The following is a 20,059-nucleotide window of genomic DNA, read 5'->3' on the forward strand; positions in this document are numbered from 1 at the left end:
CCCCGGAGCCCTGGCGGGGGGCGTGGTTGCGCTCTATATTGGGGCCGGCGGGCCCGGGGGGGGGCGGCGCGCCACGCCCCCACGGGTGCCCCCCGACCCTCGACCCTAGACTCCCACGATGAAACTGCCTTACGCTCTCGCCCGCCGGTTCGTCGCCGGCGAGACCCTGGACGCTGCGCTCCCCGCCGTCCGCGACCTCCGCGCCGACGGCCTCCTGGTCACACTCGACCTGCTCGGCGAGGACGTGGCGGACCGCCGGAAGGCCGAGGACTACGCCCTCGAATACATCCGCATCCTCCGCGTGCTCGACTCCGAGGACAGCACGCTCCCGCCCAACATCTCGATCAAGCTCTCGATGATCGGGCAGCGGATCGACCGCGACTTCTGCGTGGCGAACCTCCGCCGCGTCCTCGACGAGGCCAAGCAACTCGGCGCCTTCGTCCGGCTCGACATGGAGGGTTCCGACCTCACGCCTTCCACGCTCGGCATCTTCGAAGAGGTCTACCCGGACTACCCCGAGAACGTGGGCACCGTGCTCCAGGCCTACCTCCACCGCACCGAGGCCGACGTGGCCCGGATGTGCGAACTCGACGCCCGCATCCGGCTCTGCAAGGGGGCCTACAAGGAGCCACCGGGCATCGCCTACCAGGCCATGCCCGAGATCCGCGCCAATTACAAGCAGCTCGCCCGCGACCTCATCACCGGAGCCGGCTACCCCGGCATCGCCACGCACGACGACGAGCTGATCGAGGCCACCAAGACGTTCGTCCGCGCCGAGGGCATCGCGCCCGAGCGCTTCGAGTTCCAGATGCTCTACGGCCTCCGCCCCGAGACGCAGCGCGACCTCGTCCGCGAGGGCTTCAACGTGCGCGTCTACGTACCCTACGGCACCGAGTGGGGCCCCTACTTCACGCGCCGCCTGCGCGAGCGCAAGGAGAACGTCTGGTTCATCGCCAAGACGATGTTCCAACGCTAGCCGAAGAGGCCGGCGACGGGCAGCGCCAGACTCGGCATCAGCGGCGTCGACAGCGTGCCGTCCATGCCTAGCTCGGCAGCGCGCTCGTAAGCCTCCGGACCAGACGGGCGGAACACCTGCACCTGGTCGACGGCGGGGTCGAGCGTCCAGTATTCGGCGACGCCGAAGCGCGCGTAGAGCGCCCGCTTGCGGACGAGGTCGGTCCGCCGCGTGCTCGGCGAGAGCACCTCGCAGACGAGGTCCGGCGCGCCCTTGCAGTTAGCCTCGTCCACGATGCGGAGGCGGTCGTCCGCGATGAAGAGCACGTCCGGCTGCACGATATCGTAGTCCGAGAGCAGCACGTCGAACGGCGCCACGAAAACCTCGCCCAGACCGTGTTCGCGGACGTGAAGCTCCAGTTCGAGTGCGAGCCGGAAGGCAACGCGCTGATGTTTGGTGAGCGGGGCGGGACTCATGACCTCCTCTCCGTCGATGATCTCGTGGCGGCGCCCGTCCGGTGGGATGAGCGCGTAGTCTTCGTAGGTGAGCCTGATCGTCTCGGTCTGCATGGTCCTCCTCGCGGCTGGCGTAGGGAGAAGATAGGGTCAGGCGGCGACCTCTTCTGACGGCTCTTCGTCCTCAATCATCTCCTCAGTCTCCGGCTCGTCATCGCCGGTCAACTCGTCGAGGTCCACCGTCGCCCCGTCGCCGCTGACGGTGTCCCGGCTCCGGGCGAGTTCTTCGGCGACGAACGCCGCTGTCGGCGTGTCGGCCACGGCGAGCTGCTCGGGCGTTCCGGCGAAGAGGATCTGCCCGCCCGCCGCCCCGCCGTCGGGGCCGAGGTCGACCACATGGTCGGCGACTTTCATCACGTCCGAGTTGTGCTCGATCACGAGGACGGTGTTGCCCTTCTCGACGAGCGCCTGGAGGACGCGGAGCAGGTGGCGGATGTCCTCGAAGTGGAGGCCCGTCGTCGGCTCGTCGAGGATATAGACCGTCGAGCCGGTGCCGGGGCGCGACAGCTCCTTCGAGAGCTTGACGCGCTGCGCCTCGCCGCCGGAGAGCGTCGTCGCCTGCTGCCCGAGGCGGACGTAGCCCAGCCCGACCGCGTCGAGCGTGCGGAGCTTGCGGGCGATGCGCGGGACGGCCTCGAAGAACTCCAGCGCCTCCGAGACGGGCATCGCCAGCACCTCGGCGATGTTCTTACCCTTGTACCGGATCTCCAGCGTCTCGGCGTTGTAGCGCCGGCCCTTGCACGTCTCGCAGGCGACGTAGACGTCCGGCAGGAAGTTCATCTCCAGCTTGACGATCCCGGCACCCTTGCACGTCTCGCACCGCCCGCCCTTGGTGTTGAACGAGAAGCGTCCCGGCTTGTAGCCCCGGATCTGCGCCTCGGGAAGTTGAGCGAAGAGGTCGCGGATGTAGGTGAACAGGCCCGTGTAGGTCGCCGGGTTCGAGCGCGGCGTCCGCCCGATCGGCGACTGGTCGATGGCGATCACCTTGTCGACGTGATCGAGGCCGCTGATCTCGTCGTAGGGCAGCGGGACGCGCTGGGCGTTGTGGAAGTGCTGCGCGAGGACCGGGTAGAGCGTCTGGTTGACGAGGCTCGACTTGCCGGACCCCGAGACACCCGTCACGCACGTCAGCGTCCCGAGCGGGAGGCGGAAAGTGACATCCTTGAGGTTGTGCCCGCGCGCGCCTTCTAGGACGATCTCGTGCCCGTTGCCCGCACGCCGCTCGGCCGGGACGGGAATCTGCCGGTCGCCCGTCAGGTAGGCGACGGTCAGGCTGCGCTCGGCGGAGCCTTTGGCGAGGTCGCCCGGCGTGCCCGCCCCGAGGACCTCGCCGCCGTACTCGCCCGCCCCCGGCCCGAGGTCGACCACGAAGTCGGCCGCCTCGATCATCTCGCGGTCGTGCTCGACGACGAGGACGGAGTTGCCGAGGTCGCGGAGGTTGCGGAGCGAGGCGATGAGCTTGCCGTTGTCGCGCGGGTGGAGGCCAATCGACGGCTCGTCGAGGACGTAGAGCACACCCGTCAGCTGGGTGCCGATCTGGGTGGCGAGGCGGATGCGCTGGCTCTCGCCGCCGGAGAGCGTCCGCGCCGTCCGGTCGAGCGCGAGGTAGTCCAGCCCGACGTTGAGCAAAAAGTCCAGCCGCTCGGCGATCTCCTTCACGATCGGCTCGCCGATCACCGCCTGGCGGCCTTCGAGTTTGAGGTCGGCGAACCACGCGCGCAGGCTCCGCAGGTCCAGCTGCACGAGGTCGGCGATCGAGGCGTCGCCGTCGTAGGTGCCCGTGTTGCCGACGCGGTAGCTGAGCGACTCGGGCTTGAGCCGGCCCCCGCCGCACGTCCGGCACGGCCGGACCCGCATGAACGCCTCGGCCCACTTCCGCTGAGTCGAGGAGTTGGTCGTCGCGTGGGTGTGGGCGATGTGCTGGTAGACCCCGCCGAAGCGGTGCTGGTACTTGACCTCGCGGCCCTTGTACGAGTAGACGATGTCGAACTGCTCTTCCCCCGCCCCGTCGAGGATGACGGCCCGCTGCTCATCCGAGAGCCTCTTGATCGGTGTCTCGAAGTCGAAGTCGTAGGCGTCGGCGACGGCCCGCAGCTGCGAGAACACCCAGATGTCGCGCGGCGCGCCGAGTGGTGCGAGGCCGCCCTGCTGGATCGACTTCTTCGGGTTCGGGACGACGAGGTCGGGGTCGATCTCTTTGCGCACGCCGAGGCCGTTGCAGTCGGGACACGCGCCGTAGGGCGAGTTGAAGCTGAACGTGTTCGGCGAGGGGTCGTCGTACGACAGCCCGCCCTCGGGGTCGGTGAGGTGGCGGCTCATCAGCCGGTCCTCTCCACCGGGTACGGCCGCGACGAGCGTCCCGCCGCCCATCCCGAGCGCGAGCTCGACCGCCCGCGCGATCCGGGGCCGCACGCCGTCCTTGACGACGAGCCGGTCCACGACGACCTCGATGTCGTGGATCTTGTAGCGGTCTACCTTCATCCCCTTCGTGATCTCGCGCAACTCGCCGTCGACGCGGACGCGCTCGAAGCCCTGCCCGGCGAGCTGCTCGAAGAGATCGCGGTAGTGCCCTTTCCGGCCGCGGACGACCGGCGCGAGGACGATCACCTTCGTCCCCTCGTCGAAGCCGAGGATCGCGTCGATGATCTCGTCGTCCGACTGCCGCCGCATCCGGCGGTGGGACTTGTAAGAGTACGCGTCGGAGGCGCGGGCGTAGAGCAGGCGGAGGAAGTCGTAGATCTCCGTCACCGTCCCGACCGTCGAGCGCGGGTTGCGGCTGACGGTCTTCTGCTCGATCGCGATGACGGGCGAGAGGCCGTCGATGAAGTCGATGTCGGGCCGCTCCATGACCCCGAGGAACTGCCGGGCGTAGGCGCTCAGGCTCTCCATGTAGCGCCGCTGCCCCTCGGCGTAGATCGTGTCGAAGGCGAGGCTCGACTTGCCGCTCCCGCTCAGGCCCGTGATGACGACGAGCTCGCCGCGCGGCAGGTCGAGGTCGATGTTCTGGAGGTTGTGCTCGCGGGCACCGCGAATCGTGATCTGGTCGTCCATCGGGAGGCGGGATGGGCAAAGGCGCGTGTTCGGGAACCCAAGCTGCCTGTCATCCCGGACTGCGATCCGGGATCTCGTGAGGGCTGCGCCGTCCTCTGGAGATCCTGAAACGAGTTCAGGATGACATTGCGTGGGGTCCCCGAACGTAGCCTGGTTCCAACCGGAGACGGTCCGCCCCGTTCCAGCCTGGGGCGGCCCGCGTGGTGAAGGTCGGGTAAGATTGCCCCCCCGGACTGACGACAGCCTGTCAGCACGAATCGAGACGCCTCATGTCGTAGCTTGTGCTGGACTAATCTCCTAGTGATGCTTCCACCCAACGACACGCACCCCGACGCCGCGCGCGTGCAGTTCCAGCTTCTGCGCGAGGCGGGGACCGCGCACCGCCTCCGCCTCACCTTCGGCCTGACCCAGGAGGCGCTCAACCTATCGACCGAGGCGCTGCAACGACGGCGTCCTGACCTGAGCGGTGACGACCGACTCCTGTATACCGTTTCTCTTCGCTACGGCGACGTCCTGGCCGAGGCCGTGCGGGCCGACCTCGACCGCCGCCGTCTGTGAGCCGTCCCGCCCCGGACTTGCTGAACGCACTACGTCCCGTCATTGCGGCCTTTGAGCGGCTTGGGGTCGCGTACTTCGTCGGCGGCTCCGTCGCAAGTTCGGCCTACGGCCTGCCGCGCACGACGCTCGACGTGGACCTCGTGGCCGACCTGAAGACCGTGCACGTCGAGCCGTTCGTGCAGGCGCTCGAAGCGGATTACTACGTTTCGGCCTCGATGATCGGAGAAGCACTGGCGCAGCGCTCGTCGTTCAACGTGATCCACTTCGCCACGATGCTCAAACTCGACGTGTTCGTGCTCGGGGCGACCGCCTACGACCAGGAGGCCTTTCGGCGAGCCCAGGCGCTCCACGCTCCGGCGAAGGCGCTGCCCGCTGTGCTGGCTGCCGCCGAGGACGTAGTGCTCCACAAGCTGCTCTGGTACCGGATGGGCGACGAGGTCTCGGAGCGGCAGTGGGGCGATGTGCTCGGCGTACTCAAGGTGCAAGGCGAAGCGCTCGACGCAACCTATCTGCGCCGGTGGGCAGCTTCGCTCGGCGTGTCCGATCTGCTGGCCCGAGCGCTCGGCGAGGCGGGGCTGCCGCTTCTCGACGCCTGAGCGTGACCGCCCCGGCACGCTATTCCCCGGCGCTTCAAGACCCGGCCGGGGCAACCGGCGTACATCCCGGCGATCTTTCCCGACCTCATGCTCCGCGTCGCCGACTTCCTCCTCCGCTTCCCGCGTCTCGCCTTCGGCACGCTCGCCGTGCTCTCGGTCGCCGCGATGGCCTACCTCGCGGTCGGCGGCATCCGGTTCGACTACAACCTGGAGAACTTCCTCCCGGCCGACGACCCGAAGATCCAGGAGTACCGCGCCTTCACCGAGGTCTACGAGCCCGACGACGCCTTCATCGTGGTCGGCTTCGAGACGGAGGACGTGTTCAGCTTCGGGACGCTGACCGACCTCCGGGCGATGACGACGGCACTCGAAGCCATCGAGGGCGTGGAGGACGTGGCGTCGGCGACCTCGCTCGAAAACCTGCGCGGGACGCCGGGCGGCGTCGAGGTCGCCCCGCTTGTCGGCGAAATCGTGGACCACCCGGACTCGTTGCGGGCCGTCCGCGAGGCCGTGCTCGGGGACTCGCTCGCGGCGGGCTACGTGGTCAACGAAGCCGGGACGGCGACGGCGCTTTTCATCCGCATCGACCCGGCGCTGAACTCGTTCGCCACGCGGGGCACGATCATCGGCGAGGCCGAGGCCGCCCTCGCGCCGCTCGCCGAGCGCTACGACTTCCGGTGGTCGGGCTACCCGTACCTCCGCAACGCCTACGTGACGCTCCTCCAGACGGAGGTCGTCCGGTCGATTGGCCTCGCGTCGCTCGTCATCATCCTCGTCCTGATCTGGATGTTCCGCAACGTGCGCGGCGTCGTGCTCCCGCTCATCGTGGTCTGGCTCGGGGTGCTGTGGACGATCACGGCGATGATGCTCTTCGGCTCGTCGATCGACGTACTGACGAGCACGCTCGCGGCACTCATCCTGGTGGTCGCGGTGGCCGACTCACTGCACCTCCTGGCGAAATACTACGACGGCCTCGGAGCCGGGCTGGACAAGCGCGAGGCGATCCGGCAGATGGCCTACCGCCTCGGCGCAGCAACGCTGCTCACGAGCGTCACGACCGCCATCGGCTTCGGCACGCTCGCCACGAGCCAGGTGGTCCCGATGAAGCGCTTCGGCGCGTTCACCGCGATTGGGGTCGTGCTGACGTTCGCGCTCTCGCTGGTGCTCATCACGACGGTCCTGCTCTGGACGAAGCCGCCGACGAAGGAGCAGATCGCCCGCCTCAGCCTGGGCGGTTTCAACCGGTTTCTGGCGTGGGTGGACGGCTTCACCGAGCGCCGGGCGAAGGCGATCCTCGTGGCGAGCGCCGTCGTGTGCGCCCTGAGCCTCCTCGGCGCGTCGCAGCTCCGGGTCAACTCGTACATCAACGACGACCTCGGCCCGCGCACGCAGGTCTACCAGGACATCCGGTTCTTCGAGGAGAACATCGTCTCGCCGTTCCGCTTCGAGGTCGTGCTGACGGCCGACGAGCCGGACGCGTTCAAGGACCCCGCGCTGCTGCAGACCGTCGAGGCCGTCGAGCGCTGGCTCGACGCGCAGCCGCCGGTCAAGCGGGTCGTCTCCCCGGCCGACCTCCTCAAGCAGCTCAACCGCGCCCTCCGCGCCGACTCCGCCTCGGCCTACCGCCTGCCCCGGAGTGCCGACCTCGCCGCGCAGTACTTCTTCCTCCTCGAACTGACCGACGAGGACGCCCTCCGCCGGCTCGTGGACTTCGACTACGGCGAGGTCCGCATCAGCGCGCAGATGGACGACGTCGGCTCTGCCCAGATCAAGACCTTCCAGCGCGACTTCGACGCCTTCCTCGCCGAGACGCTGCCGCCGAACGTGGAGGCGACGAAGACCGGGACGATCGCCCTCGCCGCCGGGCTGGCCGACTACCTCGTCGAGAGCCTCCTGCTCTCGCTCGGCCTCGCGTTCGTGTTCATCTCGATCCTGATGGGAGTGCTGTTCCGCGACGCCAAGCTGGTGCTGATCTCGCTGCTCCCGAACATTGCGCCGCTCGTCGTGATCGCCGGGCTGATGGGCGTCACCGGGATCGAGATCAAGCCCGCGACGGCCGTCATCTTCTCGATTGCCTTCGGGATCGCGATCGACGACACGATCCACATGCTGGCTCGGCTCCGGCAGGAACTCGGGGCCGGCGCTCCGTTCCGCGAGGCGCTCCGCTCGACGATCCTCGGGACCGGCAAGGCGGTGATCCTGACCTCGATCATCCTCTTCGGCGGCTTCATCGTGCTCACGACGAGCGTCTTTCAGAGCACGACCTACATGGGTCTCCTCGTCTCGGCGACGGTCGCGCTCGCGGTGCTTTCGGACCTCTTCCTGCTCCCGGCGCTGCTCCACGTCGTCGCTCCGAAGGCGGCGACGGCGGACGTGGACGAGGCGGAGCAGATCGCGGCGTGACCACCGCCGGTGCAACCGCCGCCGGGCGAACGCCGTTCGCGCCTACCATGAAACGCGCTCTCCGGTTCATCCTGCGCCGTGTCCGCGCACTGCCGCGCCGGGCGCTCATCGGCCTCGTGCGGTTCTACCAGCTTGCGATCTCGCCGCACTTCCCGTCGAGCTGCCGGTTCACGCCGACGTGCTCGCAGTACGCCATCCTCGCGCTGCGGCGCTACGGGGCGGTGCGCGGGTCGATCCTCGCGGCGTGGCGCATCCTCCGGTGCAACCCCTGGGGCGGGCACGGTCACGACCCGCCGCGCTGGTTCGGCGAGACGGGAGAGGAAGAGCGGATGCGGGGAAGAGGGGAAGAGGACGCAGAATCCCCAGCATCGCCTTCTCTCCCACCCTCCCTCTCTCCCACACCCCCTCTCCCCAACCCGTGAGCTACGCCGAGCACAAGCAGAAGTCGAAAGACACGCCCGTCACCTGCGCCGTCCTCACGGTCTCCGACACGCGCACGCCCGACACCGACGCGAGCGGCGCGCTCCTCCGCAAGCGGCTCGGCGATGCCGGGCACGAGGTTACGCACTACGCCATTGTCCCCGACGACGCCGGGGCGATCCGGGCGCAGCTAGCGGCGTGGGGGGGCGAAGTCGAGGTCGTCGTCACGACGGGCGGGACGGGAATTGCACGGCGCGACACGACGGTCGAGGTCGCCGAGGCGTTGTTCGAGAAGACGATCCCCGGCTTCGGCGAGCTGTTTCGGATGCTGTCGTTTGAGGAGATCGGCGCGGGGGCGATGCTCTCGCGGGCGGCGGCCGGGGTCTACGGCGACGCACCGACGCTGCTGTTCTGCTGCCCTGGCTCCCGGAACGCCGTCGCCCTCGCCGCCGACCGGCTGATCGTCCCCGAGCTTCGGCACCTCGTCTGGGAGATCGTGCGGCAGCAGACGTCGGGGGGCTAGGGCAAAAACCCGTCGCTAGTTGCGGTTGTGTGTGTCCGGTGCCTATGGTTAGGCCACAGCACATCCACATATCATGCTCCGTCATGGCTCGCTTTGCTACGCTCGCGCTCCTCCTCATCCTCTCCGCGCCCGTCCTCGCCCAGACACCTGGGAACTGCGCGCCCGGCACCGCTTCTGCCGACCTCGACATCAGCGACGTGCGCGCGACGCTGATGACCAACGGCAACTTGTTTTACGGGGAGACGGAGGACGGCTTCGTCCAAAACGCTTACGTCGTCCCGAAGGAGTCGACGGGCACCACAGCGATCTTCGCTGCCAACCTCTGGGTAGGCGGCCTGGTCGAGGACGACTTGCGCGTTGCGGCGGCGACGTTCGTGGACTTCGAGTTCTGGCCCGGCCCGCTCGGCGACGATGCCACGCTCCCCGATCCCGACGACTGCTCGGCCTTCGACCGCATCTGGGTTGTGAGCACGCTCGACGTAGCCGCCTACGACGACACGGGCGTCGCCACAGCCGACCTCGCCGAGTGGCCGGTCGAACTCGGGGCCGAGGTGGTAGACGGCGACGGGATCGAGGGCAACTACGACCTCGCCGGCGGCGACCGGCCGCGCATCTACGGGAGCCAGACCGCGTTCTGGGTGATGAACGACGTCGGCAACGAGCACGTCCGCACCGGCTCCGATCCCATCGGCCTGGAGATGCAGGTCACCGCGTTCGCCGTGTCGAGCACGGACGACGCCTTCAATCAGGCGACCTTCTACCGCGTCCGACTCGTCAACCGCAACACGCTCGCGCTCGAAGACGCCCGCTTCTCCATCTTCGCCGACACCGATCTCGGCGATACAAGCGATGAATACGAGGGGGTGGACACGACGCGGGGGCTGGGCTACTACTATAACGCGTCCGAGACCGATTCTCGTTACGGCGTCCCGCCCGCTGCTGGGTTTGACTTCCTCGGCGACGGCCTCAGCGCCACGCGCTACGCCATTAACAGTGGGTTCTCTCCCACGAACGATCCCAGGACCAAAGAGCAGATCTACAACGCGCAACTCGGCCTGTGGAACGACGGCACGCCGCAGACTGCCCTCGGCGACGGGTACAAAACCGGTGGTCCAGAGACAGTCTGGGCCTTTGCCGGCGACCCCGTGACCGCGACGTGCTGGAGCAACACGAACAACTGCGCAGGCGAGGCCAACCTTGCGGGTAACCACCGCCTCATCCCGACCGCTCCTGCGTTCTCGCTCCAGCCCGGCGAGGCCCGCACCTTCGACGTGGCCTTCCTCTTCGCGCAGGGCTCCAGCAACCTCGACTCGGTCACCGAACTGCGCGCTGCGAGCGACCGCGTCCAAGACGCCTACGACGACGGCTCGCTCTTCGACACGCGCTTCCCGGTAGCAAGCGAAGACGATACCACGAGCCCCACAGCGAGCCGACTCGGCACGCTCTACCCGAACCCCTTCAGCGCCTCAGCGACGGTGCCGTTCGAACTCGGCGAGGCGGGGCCCGCTCGGCTCTCGGTCGTGGACGTGCTCGGGCGTGAGGTGGCGGTGCTGCACGAGGGCGCGCTGGCGGCGGGCGCGCACCGCGCCGTGCTCAGCGGGTCGCGCCTGGCGTCGGGGGTGTACCTCGTGGTACTGGAGGCGGGCGGGCGGCGGCAGGCGGCAGAAGTGCTCAGGATGCGATAGCTTTTTCTCCTGCTCAATCCACACCGCGATGCTCCGGCACCTTGTTCTCGCGCTGGCATTTCTCCTTGCCGTCCCGGCCCTTGCTCAGGTGCCGGGCACCTGCGCCCTCGGCACTGCAGAGCGAGCGCTCGACGTCAGCCGCGTCTACGCCAGGCTCTTCAACACGGGTAGTCTCTTCTTCGGCAGCTCGACCACCAACGGCACTGGCTACATCGTCCCGATCCAGGCAGCAGCGTCTCCGGTCTTCGCCGCCGGGATCTGGGTGGGCGGCCTCGTCGGCGGCGACCTCCGCGTGGCAGGTGCGCGCTACGAAGACTTCGAGTTCTGGCCCGGACCGCTCGACGACGAAGCGACGCTCCCCGACCCCGATGACTGCTCGGCCTTCGACCGCATCTGGCTTGTCAGCGCCGGAGACCTCGCCCGCTACGAGGCCACCGGCGAGGCAACGGATGACCTCGCGGCATGGCCCGTCGGCCTGGGAGCCGAGACCGTGGACGCGGGCGGCAACCCGGTGGTGCCGACGAGCCGGGAGCAGATCGTGGACCTCGCGGCCGGCGAGCGGCCGGTCGTCTTCGGGAGCCAGACAGCGTTCTGGGTGATGAACGACGTGGGCAACGTCCACCTGTCCTCGCAGACCGAGCCGATTGGGCTGGAGGTGCAGGCGACGGCGTTCGCCGTAGCGAGCCGGGAGGCCGTGCTGGACCGGGCGACGTTCTACCGTTACCGGCTCGTTAACCGCAACGCGCTGCCGTTTGAAGAGGCTCGCTTCGGGTTCTGGCAGGACCCCGACCTCGGCGACGCAAGCGACGACTTCGCAGGGGTGGACACAACGCGCAGCCTCGGTTTCGTCTACAACGCTGATGCGTTCGACGAACCCCCGTTTGGCTACGGTGAGCAGCCGCCCGCCTTCGGCGTAGACTTCCTGGACGGCCTCGAGGTCTTTAGCTCGTGCGGGAACGTCAGTCCGTTCGACCCGCCGCTGTCAGGATTTGGCAGTTATAACTGCCTGCGTGGTTTGTGGCGCGACGGCACGCCGATCACCGAAAACGGCACCGGCTATATGACCGACGGGCCTGTTACCACCTTTGCCTATCCCGGCGATCCGGTGACGCAGCAGTTTTGGAGCGAAGAAAACTCCGGGATTGACCGTCCGACTGGGGGCGACCGCCGCTCTATCTCGGCCTCGCCCGCCTTCACGCTCGCTCCGGGCGAAACCAGAGACTTCCACCTCGCCCTCGTCTTCGGTCAGGGCACGGACCGGCTCGACTCCGTCACCGAACTGCGCACTGCGTCCGACCTCGTCCAGGCCGCCTACAACGACGGTTCGCTCTTCGATACCGTCCTCCCCGACTCGCCCGTCGTGCTCGCGGCCCCTCGGCTCATCGGCCCGGAGGACGGCGCGACGGTGGTGGACGTGAGCCCTCGCCTCGCATGGGGCGCCGTCGCCGGAGCCGTCTACTACCGCGTCGAGCTCAGCCGCAGTCCTGACTTCGCCGAGCGCGAGGTGATCTTCACGACCGAGCCGGGTGCCGCGGTACCGCTGAATCTGCTCTCCTTGAACGCCTTGACGGGCTACGTCTGGCGCGTGCGCGCCGGAGACGCCGCCGACGGCATCAGCCCGTTTTCCGAGACGCGCTCGTTCGAGTTCTACCGCTACCTCTTCGACGACTTCGGCCGTGGCGTTGGCATCATCGAGACGGCGAGCCCAAACACCGAGGTCTGTCCCGACGCGGACGATCCCGGCTGCGCCGCCGGCTACCCCGGCAACACCGTCTGGCTCAGTCCCAACGCGAGCGCCGACTACGTCGTCACCAATTCCGACAACGACCTCTTCGACCTCCTCCAGAACGGTGACACCATCGACGGCGACAACTTCGAGATGCGTTTCATGGACGCCTGCGCCTCGGCAGGGGCCTGCCTCGGGATCTACGCTGGCGCAGCGCCTGCCGGCAACGACCTGATCGTGAGCGTGCCGTTCGAGCTGTGGAACACAGGGGCGAAGGAAAATGGCGAGACCCCGGTGCGCATGATCCCCATCGTCCGGCCGCTTAGGGACACGGAGCTTTCCGCCGACTGGGCCGACACGTTCCCCGGCGTCCAGGATGTCGTGGTGGACGGCGAGGAGCTAGAGCCTCCTGTGACGCACCGTGTACTTGGGATGATGCCGGACCGGGAGACCGGTTATGCGCTCTTCGAGGCCGCCGCGAATGGCTTCGGCGGGCCGGGCGCGACCTACGACCCCGAGGCCGACGGCGACACGCAGGAAGACATCTACACCGATCCCTTCACGGGAGCCACCTCGCCCTGCCGGAGCCAGAACTACTACGTCGACTTCTGCTACCGCGACGGCAACGATCGCTTCGTCGCTCCGCTCGGCGGCCTCGACGGAATACAGCTTGCCGACCTCGCGGGCGACGGCAGCACACCGCCCGCCGGCACCGTGATCCGCTTCGACGCCAACGAGCGCCTCCTCCCCGTCGACGCCGAGGACGACGTCCCAGCGCAGCCAGCGGCCTTCGCGCTCGGCGCGGCCTACCCGAACCCGTTCCGGTCGTCGGCGACGGTGCCGTTCGAACTCGGCGAGGCAGGGCGGGTCCGGCTGGCGGTGCTCGACGTGCTCGGGCGCGAGGTGGCGGTGCTGCACGAGGGCGTGCTGGCGGCGGGCGCGCACCGCGCCACACTCGACGGGTCGCGCCTGGCGTCGGGGGTGTACCTCGTCGTGCTGGAGGCCGGCGGGCAGCGGCAAGCCACGCGGGTGCTGCTCCTGCGCTAGTCGCCGAGCCGGTCGCGCAGCACGGCGAGCACGGCGGCCTCCTCCGGCTCCAGCCCGGCGGGGGTGTTGCCCGCGTTCCGGCGCTTCATCGCAGGCAGGAGCATGCCGTCGCAGTAGGCCGCCGCGATGTCGGGGTGGACGTAGTACTTCCGGCTCACGGCGACCGTGTTGCCCAGCCCCTCAGCGACCTCCTTGACCACGTCGGCGCAGTACCGGTCGGCCGTCGCCTCGTCCTCGGCCTCGCCCCGGGCGCGGAGCGCTTTGGCGGCGAGCACCGTCCCGCCCCAGGTCCGAAAGTCCTTCGCGGTGAAGTCCTCGCCCGTCGTCTCCTTCAGCCACGCGTTCACATCGCCCGAGCCGATTGCGGCCTTGCCGCTGTCGGTATAGTACTGGAAGAGGGTGTAGCCCGGAATGTCGCGGCATGCCTTGACGAGCCGGGCGAGGCGTTTGTCGCGGAGCGCGACCTCCTGCTCCTTGCCGCTCTTGCCGACGAACGAGAACCGCACCTCGGACCCGTCGAAGTCGACGTGGCGGTCGCGGAGCGTGGTCAGGCCGTAGGAGGCATTGGCCTCAGCGTACTCGGGGTTGCCGATGCGGATGAGGGTCTGGTCGAGGAGGCGAACGGCAAGCGCGAGGACCTTGTCGCGGCCGAGGTCGCGCTTGCCCAGGTCGTGCTCGGCGCGGTGGCGGACGGCCGGAAGCGCCCCGCCGAACGGGATCATGCGGTTGAACTTGACGCGGCTGCGGACCTCGGCCCAGCGGGCGTGGTAGCGGTACTGCTTGCGGCCCTGCTCGTCGCGCCCCGTCGCCTGGAGGTGGCCGCTCGGGCAGGCGCAGATCCACACGTCGCTCCACGCCGGCGGGATCACGAGGGATTCGACGCGGTCGCGGTCGGCGTCTGAGATCGCCTCGCCGTCGGGGTCGTGGTACGAGAAGCCCGTGCCCCGGCGGCGGCGCCTCAGCCCCGGCTCGCGGTCGGTGACATAGACCAACCCGGCGACCTCGGCCGTGTCGTGGGGGTCCGTCGAGAGCAGCGGCGAGCCGTTGCCGGTATCGGAGGAGCGAGCCATGTGGGAAAGGAGAAGGGGCCCGTTGTAGGCCGAGCGCGCGGCGGAGGTTTCGGCCCATCTTCACCGCATCACCCCGGACCTGCACCGCACGGATGCGTGTTCTTCGCTAGACTACGTCTTACACCTCCCTCGCCCGTATGCCCCTGCCTCCCAAGCTCCAGACCTTCGTCGACGAACTCGGCTCGCTCGACGACAAGATGCTACGCTACACCCTCCTGCTCGACTACGCCGACGCCCTCGGCGACTACCCGGCCGAGGGCAAGGTGGACACCTACCTCGTCCCCGGCTGCGTCTCCCGCGTCTGGCTCGACGCCCGGCACCACGACGGGGTGATGCACTACCGCGCCGCCGCCGAAGGCCAGATCGCCGAGGGCATGGTGGCGATGCTCGTCAACGGGCTCCACGGCGAGACGCCCGAGGCGGTCGTCGCCGTCGACCCGTCGTTCATCCGCGAGGCGGGGCTGAGCGAGAGCCTGACGCCGGCCCGGCAGGGCGGCCTCGCCTCGATGCTGAAGCGGATGCAGCAGGCCGCCCGCCAGCACGTCGGGACAGCGGACAGAGGATAAAGACTACGGCGTGGGAGGAATGGAAGGAACGGGAGGAATGGCTGAAGTGGGAGGCAGGACGCGCTGGCGCGAAGCGCGACGGCCTTCGTAATTTTCGTGTCTTTTCTTGACTCTCCCCACTCTCCCCACTCTCCCCACTCTCCCCACTCTCCCCACTCTCCCCACTCTCCCCACTCTCCCCACTCTCCCCACTCTCCCCACTCTCCCGTGCCCACCCTCCGCCTCACCAACACCCTCACGCGGGAAACCGAAGAGGTGACGCCCGCGCAGGCGGACGCCGACGGGACGCCGCTGCTCCGGGTCTACGGGTGCGGCCCGACAGTTTACTCGTACGCCCACATCGGCAACTTCCGCTCGTTCCTGACGACGGACCTGCTGCTGCGCACCGCCCGCGCCCTCGGCTGGAAAACACGCTACGTCTCGAACGTCACCGACGTGGGCCACCTCACCGGCGACGACCTCGCCGACGCCGACGGCACCGACAAGATGGCGAAGGCGCTGGAGCGCGAGGGCGCGCGCTTCGCCAACATCTTCGACCTCGCCCGCCACTACACCGACGCCCTCCTCGACGACTGGCGGGCGCTGAACCTCCTGGAGCCCGACGTCCGCCCCCGCGCCACCGAGCACGTCACCGAGCAGATCGAGGCCGTCGAGCAGCTCGTCGCCGCCGGGCACGCCTACGAGACCGACGACGGGGTCTACTTCCACGTCCCGAGCTTCCCCGACTACGGCAAGCTCTCCGGCAACCGCGACGCCGAGAGCCTCGCCACCGGTGCCGCCGCCGAGTCCCGCGAGGTCGTAACCGACGACGCCAAGCGCGACCCGCGCGACTTCGCCCTCTGGAAGAAGGACCCGGGCCACCTCATGCAGTGGTACAGCCCGTTCGCCGAGGGTGCGGCCGGAGGCCGAGGCTTTCCTGGCTGGCACATCGAGTGCTCGGTCATGGCGCGGCACTACCTCGGCGACGCCATCGACGTGCACACGGGCGGCGAGGACCTCATCTTCCCGCACCACGAGTGCGAGATCGCCCAGGCCGAGAGCCTCAGCGGCGAGCCCTTCGCCCGCGTCTGGCTCCACACCCGGTTCCTCCAGGTCGAGGGCGAGCGGATGTCGAAGTCGAGCGGCAACTTCTTCACCGTGCGCGACCTCGTCGGGGAGCGGGGCCTCGACCCGCTCGCGGTGCGCTACGCGCTCATCTCAGGGCACTACCGCAAGCCGTTCAACTTCACTGAGAAGAACCTCCAGGATGCTCAGAAGAACAGGGCGCGCTACGTAGAAGCAGCAGAGATAGTCCAAAAGGCTCTTGATGCTGAAGCTGAGAATCCAACAGAGCCACCTCCAAGCGGAACGCTACCTCTCAAGCTAGAACTTGATGTAGCATACAACGACGCTCTAGGAGCAATGGCGGACAACCTGAATACACCTAGAGCGCTGGCTGCTGGCTTGACCGGCGTTAGTCGCATTTTAGCCTTCGCCCGAGGGTATAAGCATTTCGGGTCGCAGGTGCAGCACGCCAAGTCGTTTCTCGATGACATCAACGCTTTGCTGGGGATCGTCTACCCCGAAGATCCAACTGATGATTTCGCAGATGAGGACCCGCTCGCGGCGCAGGTCGAAGCGCTCCTCGCCGAGCGAGCCGAGGTCCGCGCCGCCAAAGACTGGCCCCGCGCCGACGCGATCCGCGACGAACTCGACGCGCTCGGGGTCGAGGTGATGGACTCGGCCCAGGGCACGACGTGGCGAAAGAAGGCGGGGGCGTGATGGCTAAAGCTCCCCTGTCTTGCTCGCAAACACTCGCTCGGCCGCTGCCGACGCCGACCAGTCCTGGCCGCTGCCGCCACGCCGGGCCTCGACTCTCGAAACGCTGAAGCAATCCTCAACCAGGGCGTAGCGCCGCTACGCCCCTACGATCTTTTCCGTGATGGCTGAGCAGTCTCGCATCCCGAACCTGAAACCTGACATCGTCCACCGGCCGCGCCGCCTGCGCCAGACGGCGGCGCTCCGCCGGATGGTGCGCGAGACACGCCTCTCGGTCGACGACCTCGTCATGCCGCTCTTCGTGGTCGAGGGCGAGGGCGTGCGCGAGGCCATCGACGCGATGCCCGGCCAGTACCGGTTCTCCGTCGACCGCCTCGCCGAGGAGGCGGCGTCGGTCCACGACCTCGGCATCCCCGCTGTCGCGCTCTTCCCCGCGATCTCCGACGACAAGAAGGACCCGGCCGGGAGTGAGGGGCTCAACCAGCAGGGCCTCTTCCCGCGCGCCATCGCCGCCGTCAAGCAGGCTGCCCCCGACCTCCTCGTGGTCTCCGACGTGGCGCTCGACCCGTACTCGTCGGACGGGCACGACGGGGTCGTCCGCGACGGGGCGATTGCGAACGACGAGACGCTGCGGGTTCTGGCCGACATGGCGGTCGTCCAGGCCCAGGCCGGGGCCGACGTGATCGCGCCGAGCGACATGATGGACGGGCGCGTCGGGGCGATCCGCACCGCGCTCGACGACGAGGGCTACACGGAGACGGTCATCCTCTCGTACGCGGCCAAGTACGCCTCGTCGTTCTACGGCCCGTTCCGCGCCGCCCTCGACTCGGCCCCGCGCCAGCGCGACGGCGTGCCGACCGACAAGAAGACCTACCAGATGGACCCGGCCAACGCGGCCGAGGCCCTCCGCGAAGTCGCGCTCGACGTGGGCGAGGGGGCCGACCTGGTGATGGTCAAGCCCGCGCTCGCCTACCTCGACGTGATCTGGCGCGTCCGCCAGCAGGCCGACGTACCGGTCGCGGCCTACCACGTCTCGGGCGAGTACGCCATGCTCCACGCCGCCGCCGAGCGCGGCTGGCTCGACCTCCGCACGGCCGCCCTCGAAGCCACGACCGCCATCCGCCGCGCCGGGGCCGACCTCATCCTGACCTACTTCGCCAAAGACCTCGCGGGTTGGCTTGGTGAAAGATGATCGCCTTCGGCGCGTATTAGATGGCGTGGGAGGAATGGAGGGATGCACCTTCGGTGCGGAACGGGGAGAATGGGGAGAACGGGCGGAATGGGAAGAAGGGACGTTGGCGCGGAGCGCGGTGGTCCCGTTAACTTTCTCAGCTTTTCTTTTCACTCCTCCCACTCCTCTGACCCGATGAGCGAAGCCGCAGACTATTCCTCACTCGACGGCGGCCTCGTCCGCATGCTGAACCGGCTCCAGCAGGAGGGCACGGCCACTAAAGACCCTGATGCGGACCAGCTCCTGCGGGACGACGCCAACGCCGTCCTTCTCGGCCTGCTCTTCGACCAGCGCGTCCTCGCCGAGACCGCCTTCTGCGGGCCGCTCAAGCTCAAGCAGCGCCTCGGACACCTCGACATGGCCCGCGTCGCCGCGCACGACCCCGACGGCTTCAAGGCGGTCTTCGCCGAGTCGCCCGCCGTCCACCGCTTCGTCAACAAAATGGCCGACGGGACCCAGGCCGTCGCCCAGATCCTCGCCGACGACTACGACGGCGACGCCGCGAACCTGTGGAGCGACGGAGCCGACCTGAAGACCGTCGAGAAGCGCGTCCGGGCACTCCCGGGTTTTGGGCCGATGAAGGCGACAAAGCTGAAGTTCTGCCTCTACTACTTCCAGGACCACGACCTCGCGGCGAACGGATGATGCGGTGCGCGCTTCTCCTACTCGCCGTCCTCGCCGCTGACGCGGCCGTGGCTCAGGCGCTTCCGCCGACGCGCGGCGAGACCGTCCGCCTCGTCGTGCGCGACCGGGCGCTGCGCCACAACACGACCGTGGTGGGCACCTTCAATGGACTGGGCCCAGACTCCCTGTACCTCACGGACCAGGCCTATGCACGCTCGCTCGTGCGGCGCGTCGAGGTCGGGCGCAAGAAGCAGGGGTACGCCGTCACGGGGGCGGGCATCGGGCTCGGGCTTGGCGGCCTCACGGGTGCCCTGATCGGTGCCGTCGAAGACCAGGAGGACTTTCCGGCGCAGGGCGAGACTCGCGCGACGTTGCAAAAAGGCCTCTTCGGCGTCATCATCGGCGGGACAGTGGGAGCCATTATCGGCTCGTTCATCTACCGCACGAAATGGGAATGGGTGCAGCTCGACGGGCCCGGCTCGGCCCGCGCGGTGCGCGTCTCCTACACCCTCCCGCTCCGCTAGGCGACCGGCACGCGGAACACCATGCTGAGGCGGCCAGGGCGCGTGCTGACGTGATAGCCGCCCCGGGCGGTCGGGCCGACGGGCAGGTCGGTGGTGAGGCTGGTCTCCGCTCCGCTCAGCGCAATCGCGATGGTGCGTTCCTTGCCGGGGGCGTTGGGGTCGTAGACGAAGAGCGTGTCCTGGTCACTGCCGCCGGCGTAGCCGAAGGCGAGGACTTGGTGCTGGCTGAACGGGTCGGGCGCGTCGCCTGCGAGGCCGAGCACGACGGGCCGGCCCGCGTCGATCTGCCGGCGGATGCCGTCCCACTCGCGGCGGAGGTCGGCGGAGGGCGTGGGGCGGCCGAGGCGGGCGGCGAGCCAGTGGCGCGCGAACGCCGGGCCCGAGGCGCGGAGCGTGCGCGCCTGCCGCCGCCAGAGGAGCGGCCGGACGTGCTCCTGCTTCAACTCGGCCGTCGGCAACCCACCCCGGTGCGGCCAGCGCTCAGCCGCCGCGAGCGCCATCCCGCCGCAGAGCCCGAACGACGCCCACTGCCGTGCCGCCGCCCGCACGAGCCCGGTTCCGAGTCCAGCCCGGCCGAGCCCCAGCCCGAGCGCGCCGCCCGCGGCGAACCCGCGCGTGCCCCCGGTGAGCGCCGCGCCCGCGGCGGGGAGGAGCGCGGCCCCGGCCGTGCTGAGCGGCCGGACCATCCGGTCGAGGAAGTCGAGGTCAGCCTCGGTCCAGCGGAAACTGTTGGCGAAGGCAAAGCCGTCGCGGGCAGGGTCGAAGTCGAGACGCGTCTGGGAGGGCGGCATGAGTGGCGAGGCAAGC

Annotated in this window: 16 protein-coding genes and 1 pseudogene; 13 read left to right on the forward strand and 4 right to left on the reverse strand. The window is 68.8% G+C overall.

All coding sequences use genetic code 11. The features are described from left to right. Positions 1 to 118 precede the first annotated feature (118 nt). Entirely contained in the window at positions 119 to 976 is an 858-nt protein-coding gene (locus tag AAGI91_07670) for a proline dehydrogenase family protein (GenBank protein ID MEM1042494.1), read from the forward strand. Here the strand turns inward: AAGI91_07670 and AAGI91_07675 are convergent. After that, positions 973 to 1,524, reverse strand: coding sequence for a Uma2 family endonuclease (locus tag AAGI91_07675; GenBank protein ID MEM1042495.1), 552 nt, complete (start codon positions 1,522 to 1,524; stop codon positions 973 to 975). The genes AAGI91_07670 and AAGI91_07675 overlap by 4 nt on opposite strands. Before the next feature lie 36 nt (positions 1,525 to 1,560). After that, a complete protein-coding gene (uvrA, locus tag AAGI91_07680; protein ID MEM1042496.1) occupies positions 1,561 to 4,521 on the reverse strand; it encodes an excinuclease ABC subunit UvrA in 2,961 nt (986 codons plus the stop codon). Positions 4,522 to 4,824: 303 nt separating this feature from the next. Here uvrA and AAGI91_07685 point away from each other — a divergent pair, with 303 nt between their 5' ends. From AAGI91_07685 to AAGI91_07715, 7 genes and pseudogenes are all read left to right on the forward strand, one after another. Then, positions 4,825 to 5,079, forward strand: a complete 255-nt coding sequence (locus tag AAGI91_07685; protein MEM1042497.1) for a hypothetical protein — start codon at positions 4,825 to 4,827, stop codon at positions 5,077 to 5,079. Beyond that, a complete protein-coding gene (locus tag AAGI91_07690; protein ID MEM1042498.1) occupies positions 5,076 to 5,675 on the forward strand; it encodes a hypothetical protein in 600 nt (199 codons plus the stop codon). Before AAGI91_07685 ends, AAGI91_07690 begins: the two co-directional genes overlap by 4 nt. Positions 5,676 to 5,762: 87 nt before the next feature. Beyond that, positions 5,763 to 8,078: an MMPL family transporter gene (locus AAGI91_07695; protein MEM1042499.1), complete on the forward strand. Its 2,316-nt coding sequence runs from the start codon at positions 5,763 to 5,765 to the stop codon at positions 8,076 to 8,078. Between the two features lie 47 nt (positions 8,079 to 8,125). After that, positions 8,126 to 8,371, forward strand: a pseudogene (yidD, locus tag AAGI91_07700) (membrane protein insertion efficiency factor YidD). A gap of 125 nt (positions 8,372 to 8,496) precedes the next feature. Next, the gene (locus AAGI91_07705; protein MEM1042500.1) at positions 8,497 to 9,021 is read left to right on the forward strand and encodes a MogA/MoaB family molybdenum cofactor biosynthesis protein; all 525 of its coding nucleotides are present in this window, start codon (positions 8,497 to 8,499) and stop codon (positions 9,019 to 9,021) included. 83 nt (positions 9,022 to 9,104) lie between these two features. Beyond that, a complete protein-coding gene (locus tag AAGI91_07710; GenBank protein ID MEM1042501.1) occupies positions 9,105 to 10,706 on the forward strand; it encodes a T9SS type A sorting domain-containing protein in 1,602 nt (533 codons plus the stop codon). A 28-nt stretch (positions 10,707 to 10,734) separates the two neighbouring features. After that, on the forward strand, positions 10,735 to 13,479 hold the full coding sequence (locus AAGI91_07715) for a T9SS type A sorting domain-containing protein (protein MEM1042502.1): 2,745 nt from the start codon (positions 10,735 to 10,737) through the stop codon (positions 13,477 to 13,479). Here the strand turns inward: AAGI91_07715 and AAGI91_07720 are convergent. Beyond that, positions 13,476 to 14,549, reverse strand: a complete 1,074-nt coding sequence (locus tag AAGI91_07720) for a DNA topoisomerase IB (protein MEM1042503.1) — start codon at positions 14,547 to 14,549, stop codon at positions 13,476 to 13,478. The genes AAGI91_07715 and AAGI91_07720 overlap by 4 nt on opposite strands. Before the next feature lie 137 nt (positions 14,550 to 14,686). On the opposite strand from AAGI91_07720, the gene AAGI91_07725 reads away from it, so the two are divergent. The 5 genes from AAGI91_07725 to AAGI91_07745 all read left to right on the forward strand — a co-directional run bounded on the left by AAGI91_07725 (position 14,687) and on the right by AAGI91_07745 (position 19,252). Continuing rightward, positions 14,687 to 15,115, forward strand: a complete 429-nt coding sequence (locus AAGI91_07725; protein MEM1042504.1) for a SufE family protein — start codon at positions 14,687 to 14,689, stop codon at positions 15,113 to 15,115. A 207-nt stretch (positions 15,116 to 15,322) separates the two neighbouring features. Further along, the gene (gene cysS / locus AAGI91_07730) at positions 15,323 to 16,876 is read left to right on the forward strand and encodes a cysteine--tRNA ligase (GenBank protein ID MEM1042505.1); all 1,554 of its coding nucleotides are present in this window, start codon (positions 15,323 to 15,325) and stop codon (positions 16,874 to 16,876) included. 160 nt (positions 16,877 to 17,036) lie between these two features. Beyond that, positions 17,037 to 18,065: a porphobilinogen synthase gene (hemB, locus tag AAGI91_07735; GenBank protein ID MEM1042506.1), complete on the forward strand. Its 1,029-nt coding sequence runs from the start codon at positions 17,037 to 17,039 to the stop codon at positions 18,063 to 18,065. A gap of 174 nt (positions 18,066 to 18,239) precedes the next feature. Next, entirely contained in the window at positions 18,240 to 18,749 is a 510-nt protein-coding gene (locus tag AAGI91_07740) for an HhH-GPD-type base excision DNA repair protein (protein ID MEM1042507.1), read from the forward strand. Continuing rightward, the gene (locus tag AAGI91_07745; GenBank protein ID MEM1042508.1) at positions 18,746 to 19,252 is read left to right on the forward strand and encodes a hypothetical protein; all 507 of its coding nucleotides are present in this window, start codon (positions 18,746 to 18,748) and stop codon (positions 19,250 to 19,252) included. The genes AAGI91_07740 and AAGI91_07745 overlap by 4 nt, the downstream gene beginning before the upstream one ends. Here the strand turns inward: AAGI91_07745 and AAGI91_07750 are convergent. Next, positions 19,249 to 20,043 (reverse strand): hypothetical protein, encoded by a 795-nt coding sequence (locus AAGI91_07750; GenBank protein ID MEM1042509.1) that lies wholly within the window; start codon positions 20,041 to 20,043, stop codon positions 19,249 to 19,251. The two genes, AAGI91_07745 and AAGI91_07750, sit on opposite strands and share 4 nt — an antisense overlap. Positions 20,044 to 20,059: the final 16 nt, after the last annotated feature.

Source organism: Bacteroidota bacterium, from assembly GCA_038746285.1.
Classification (GTDB): domain Bacteria; phylum Bacteroidota; class Rhodothermia; order Rhodothermales; family JANQRZ01; genus JANQRZ01.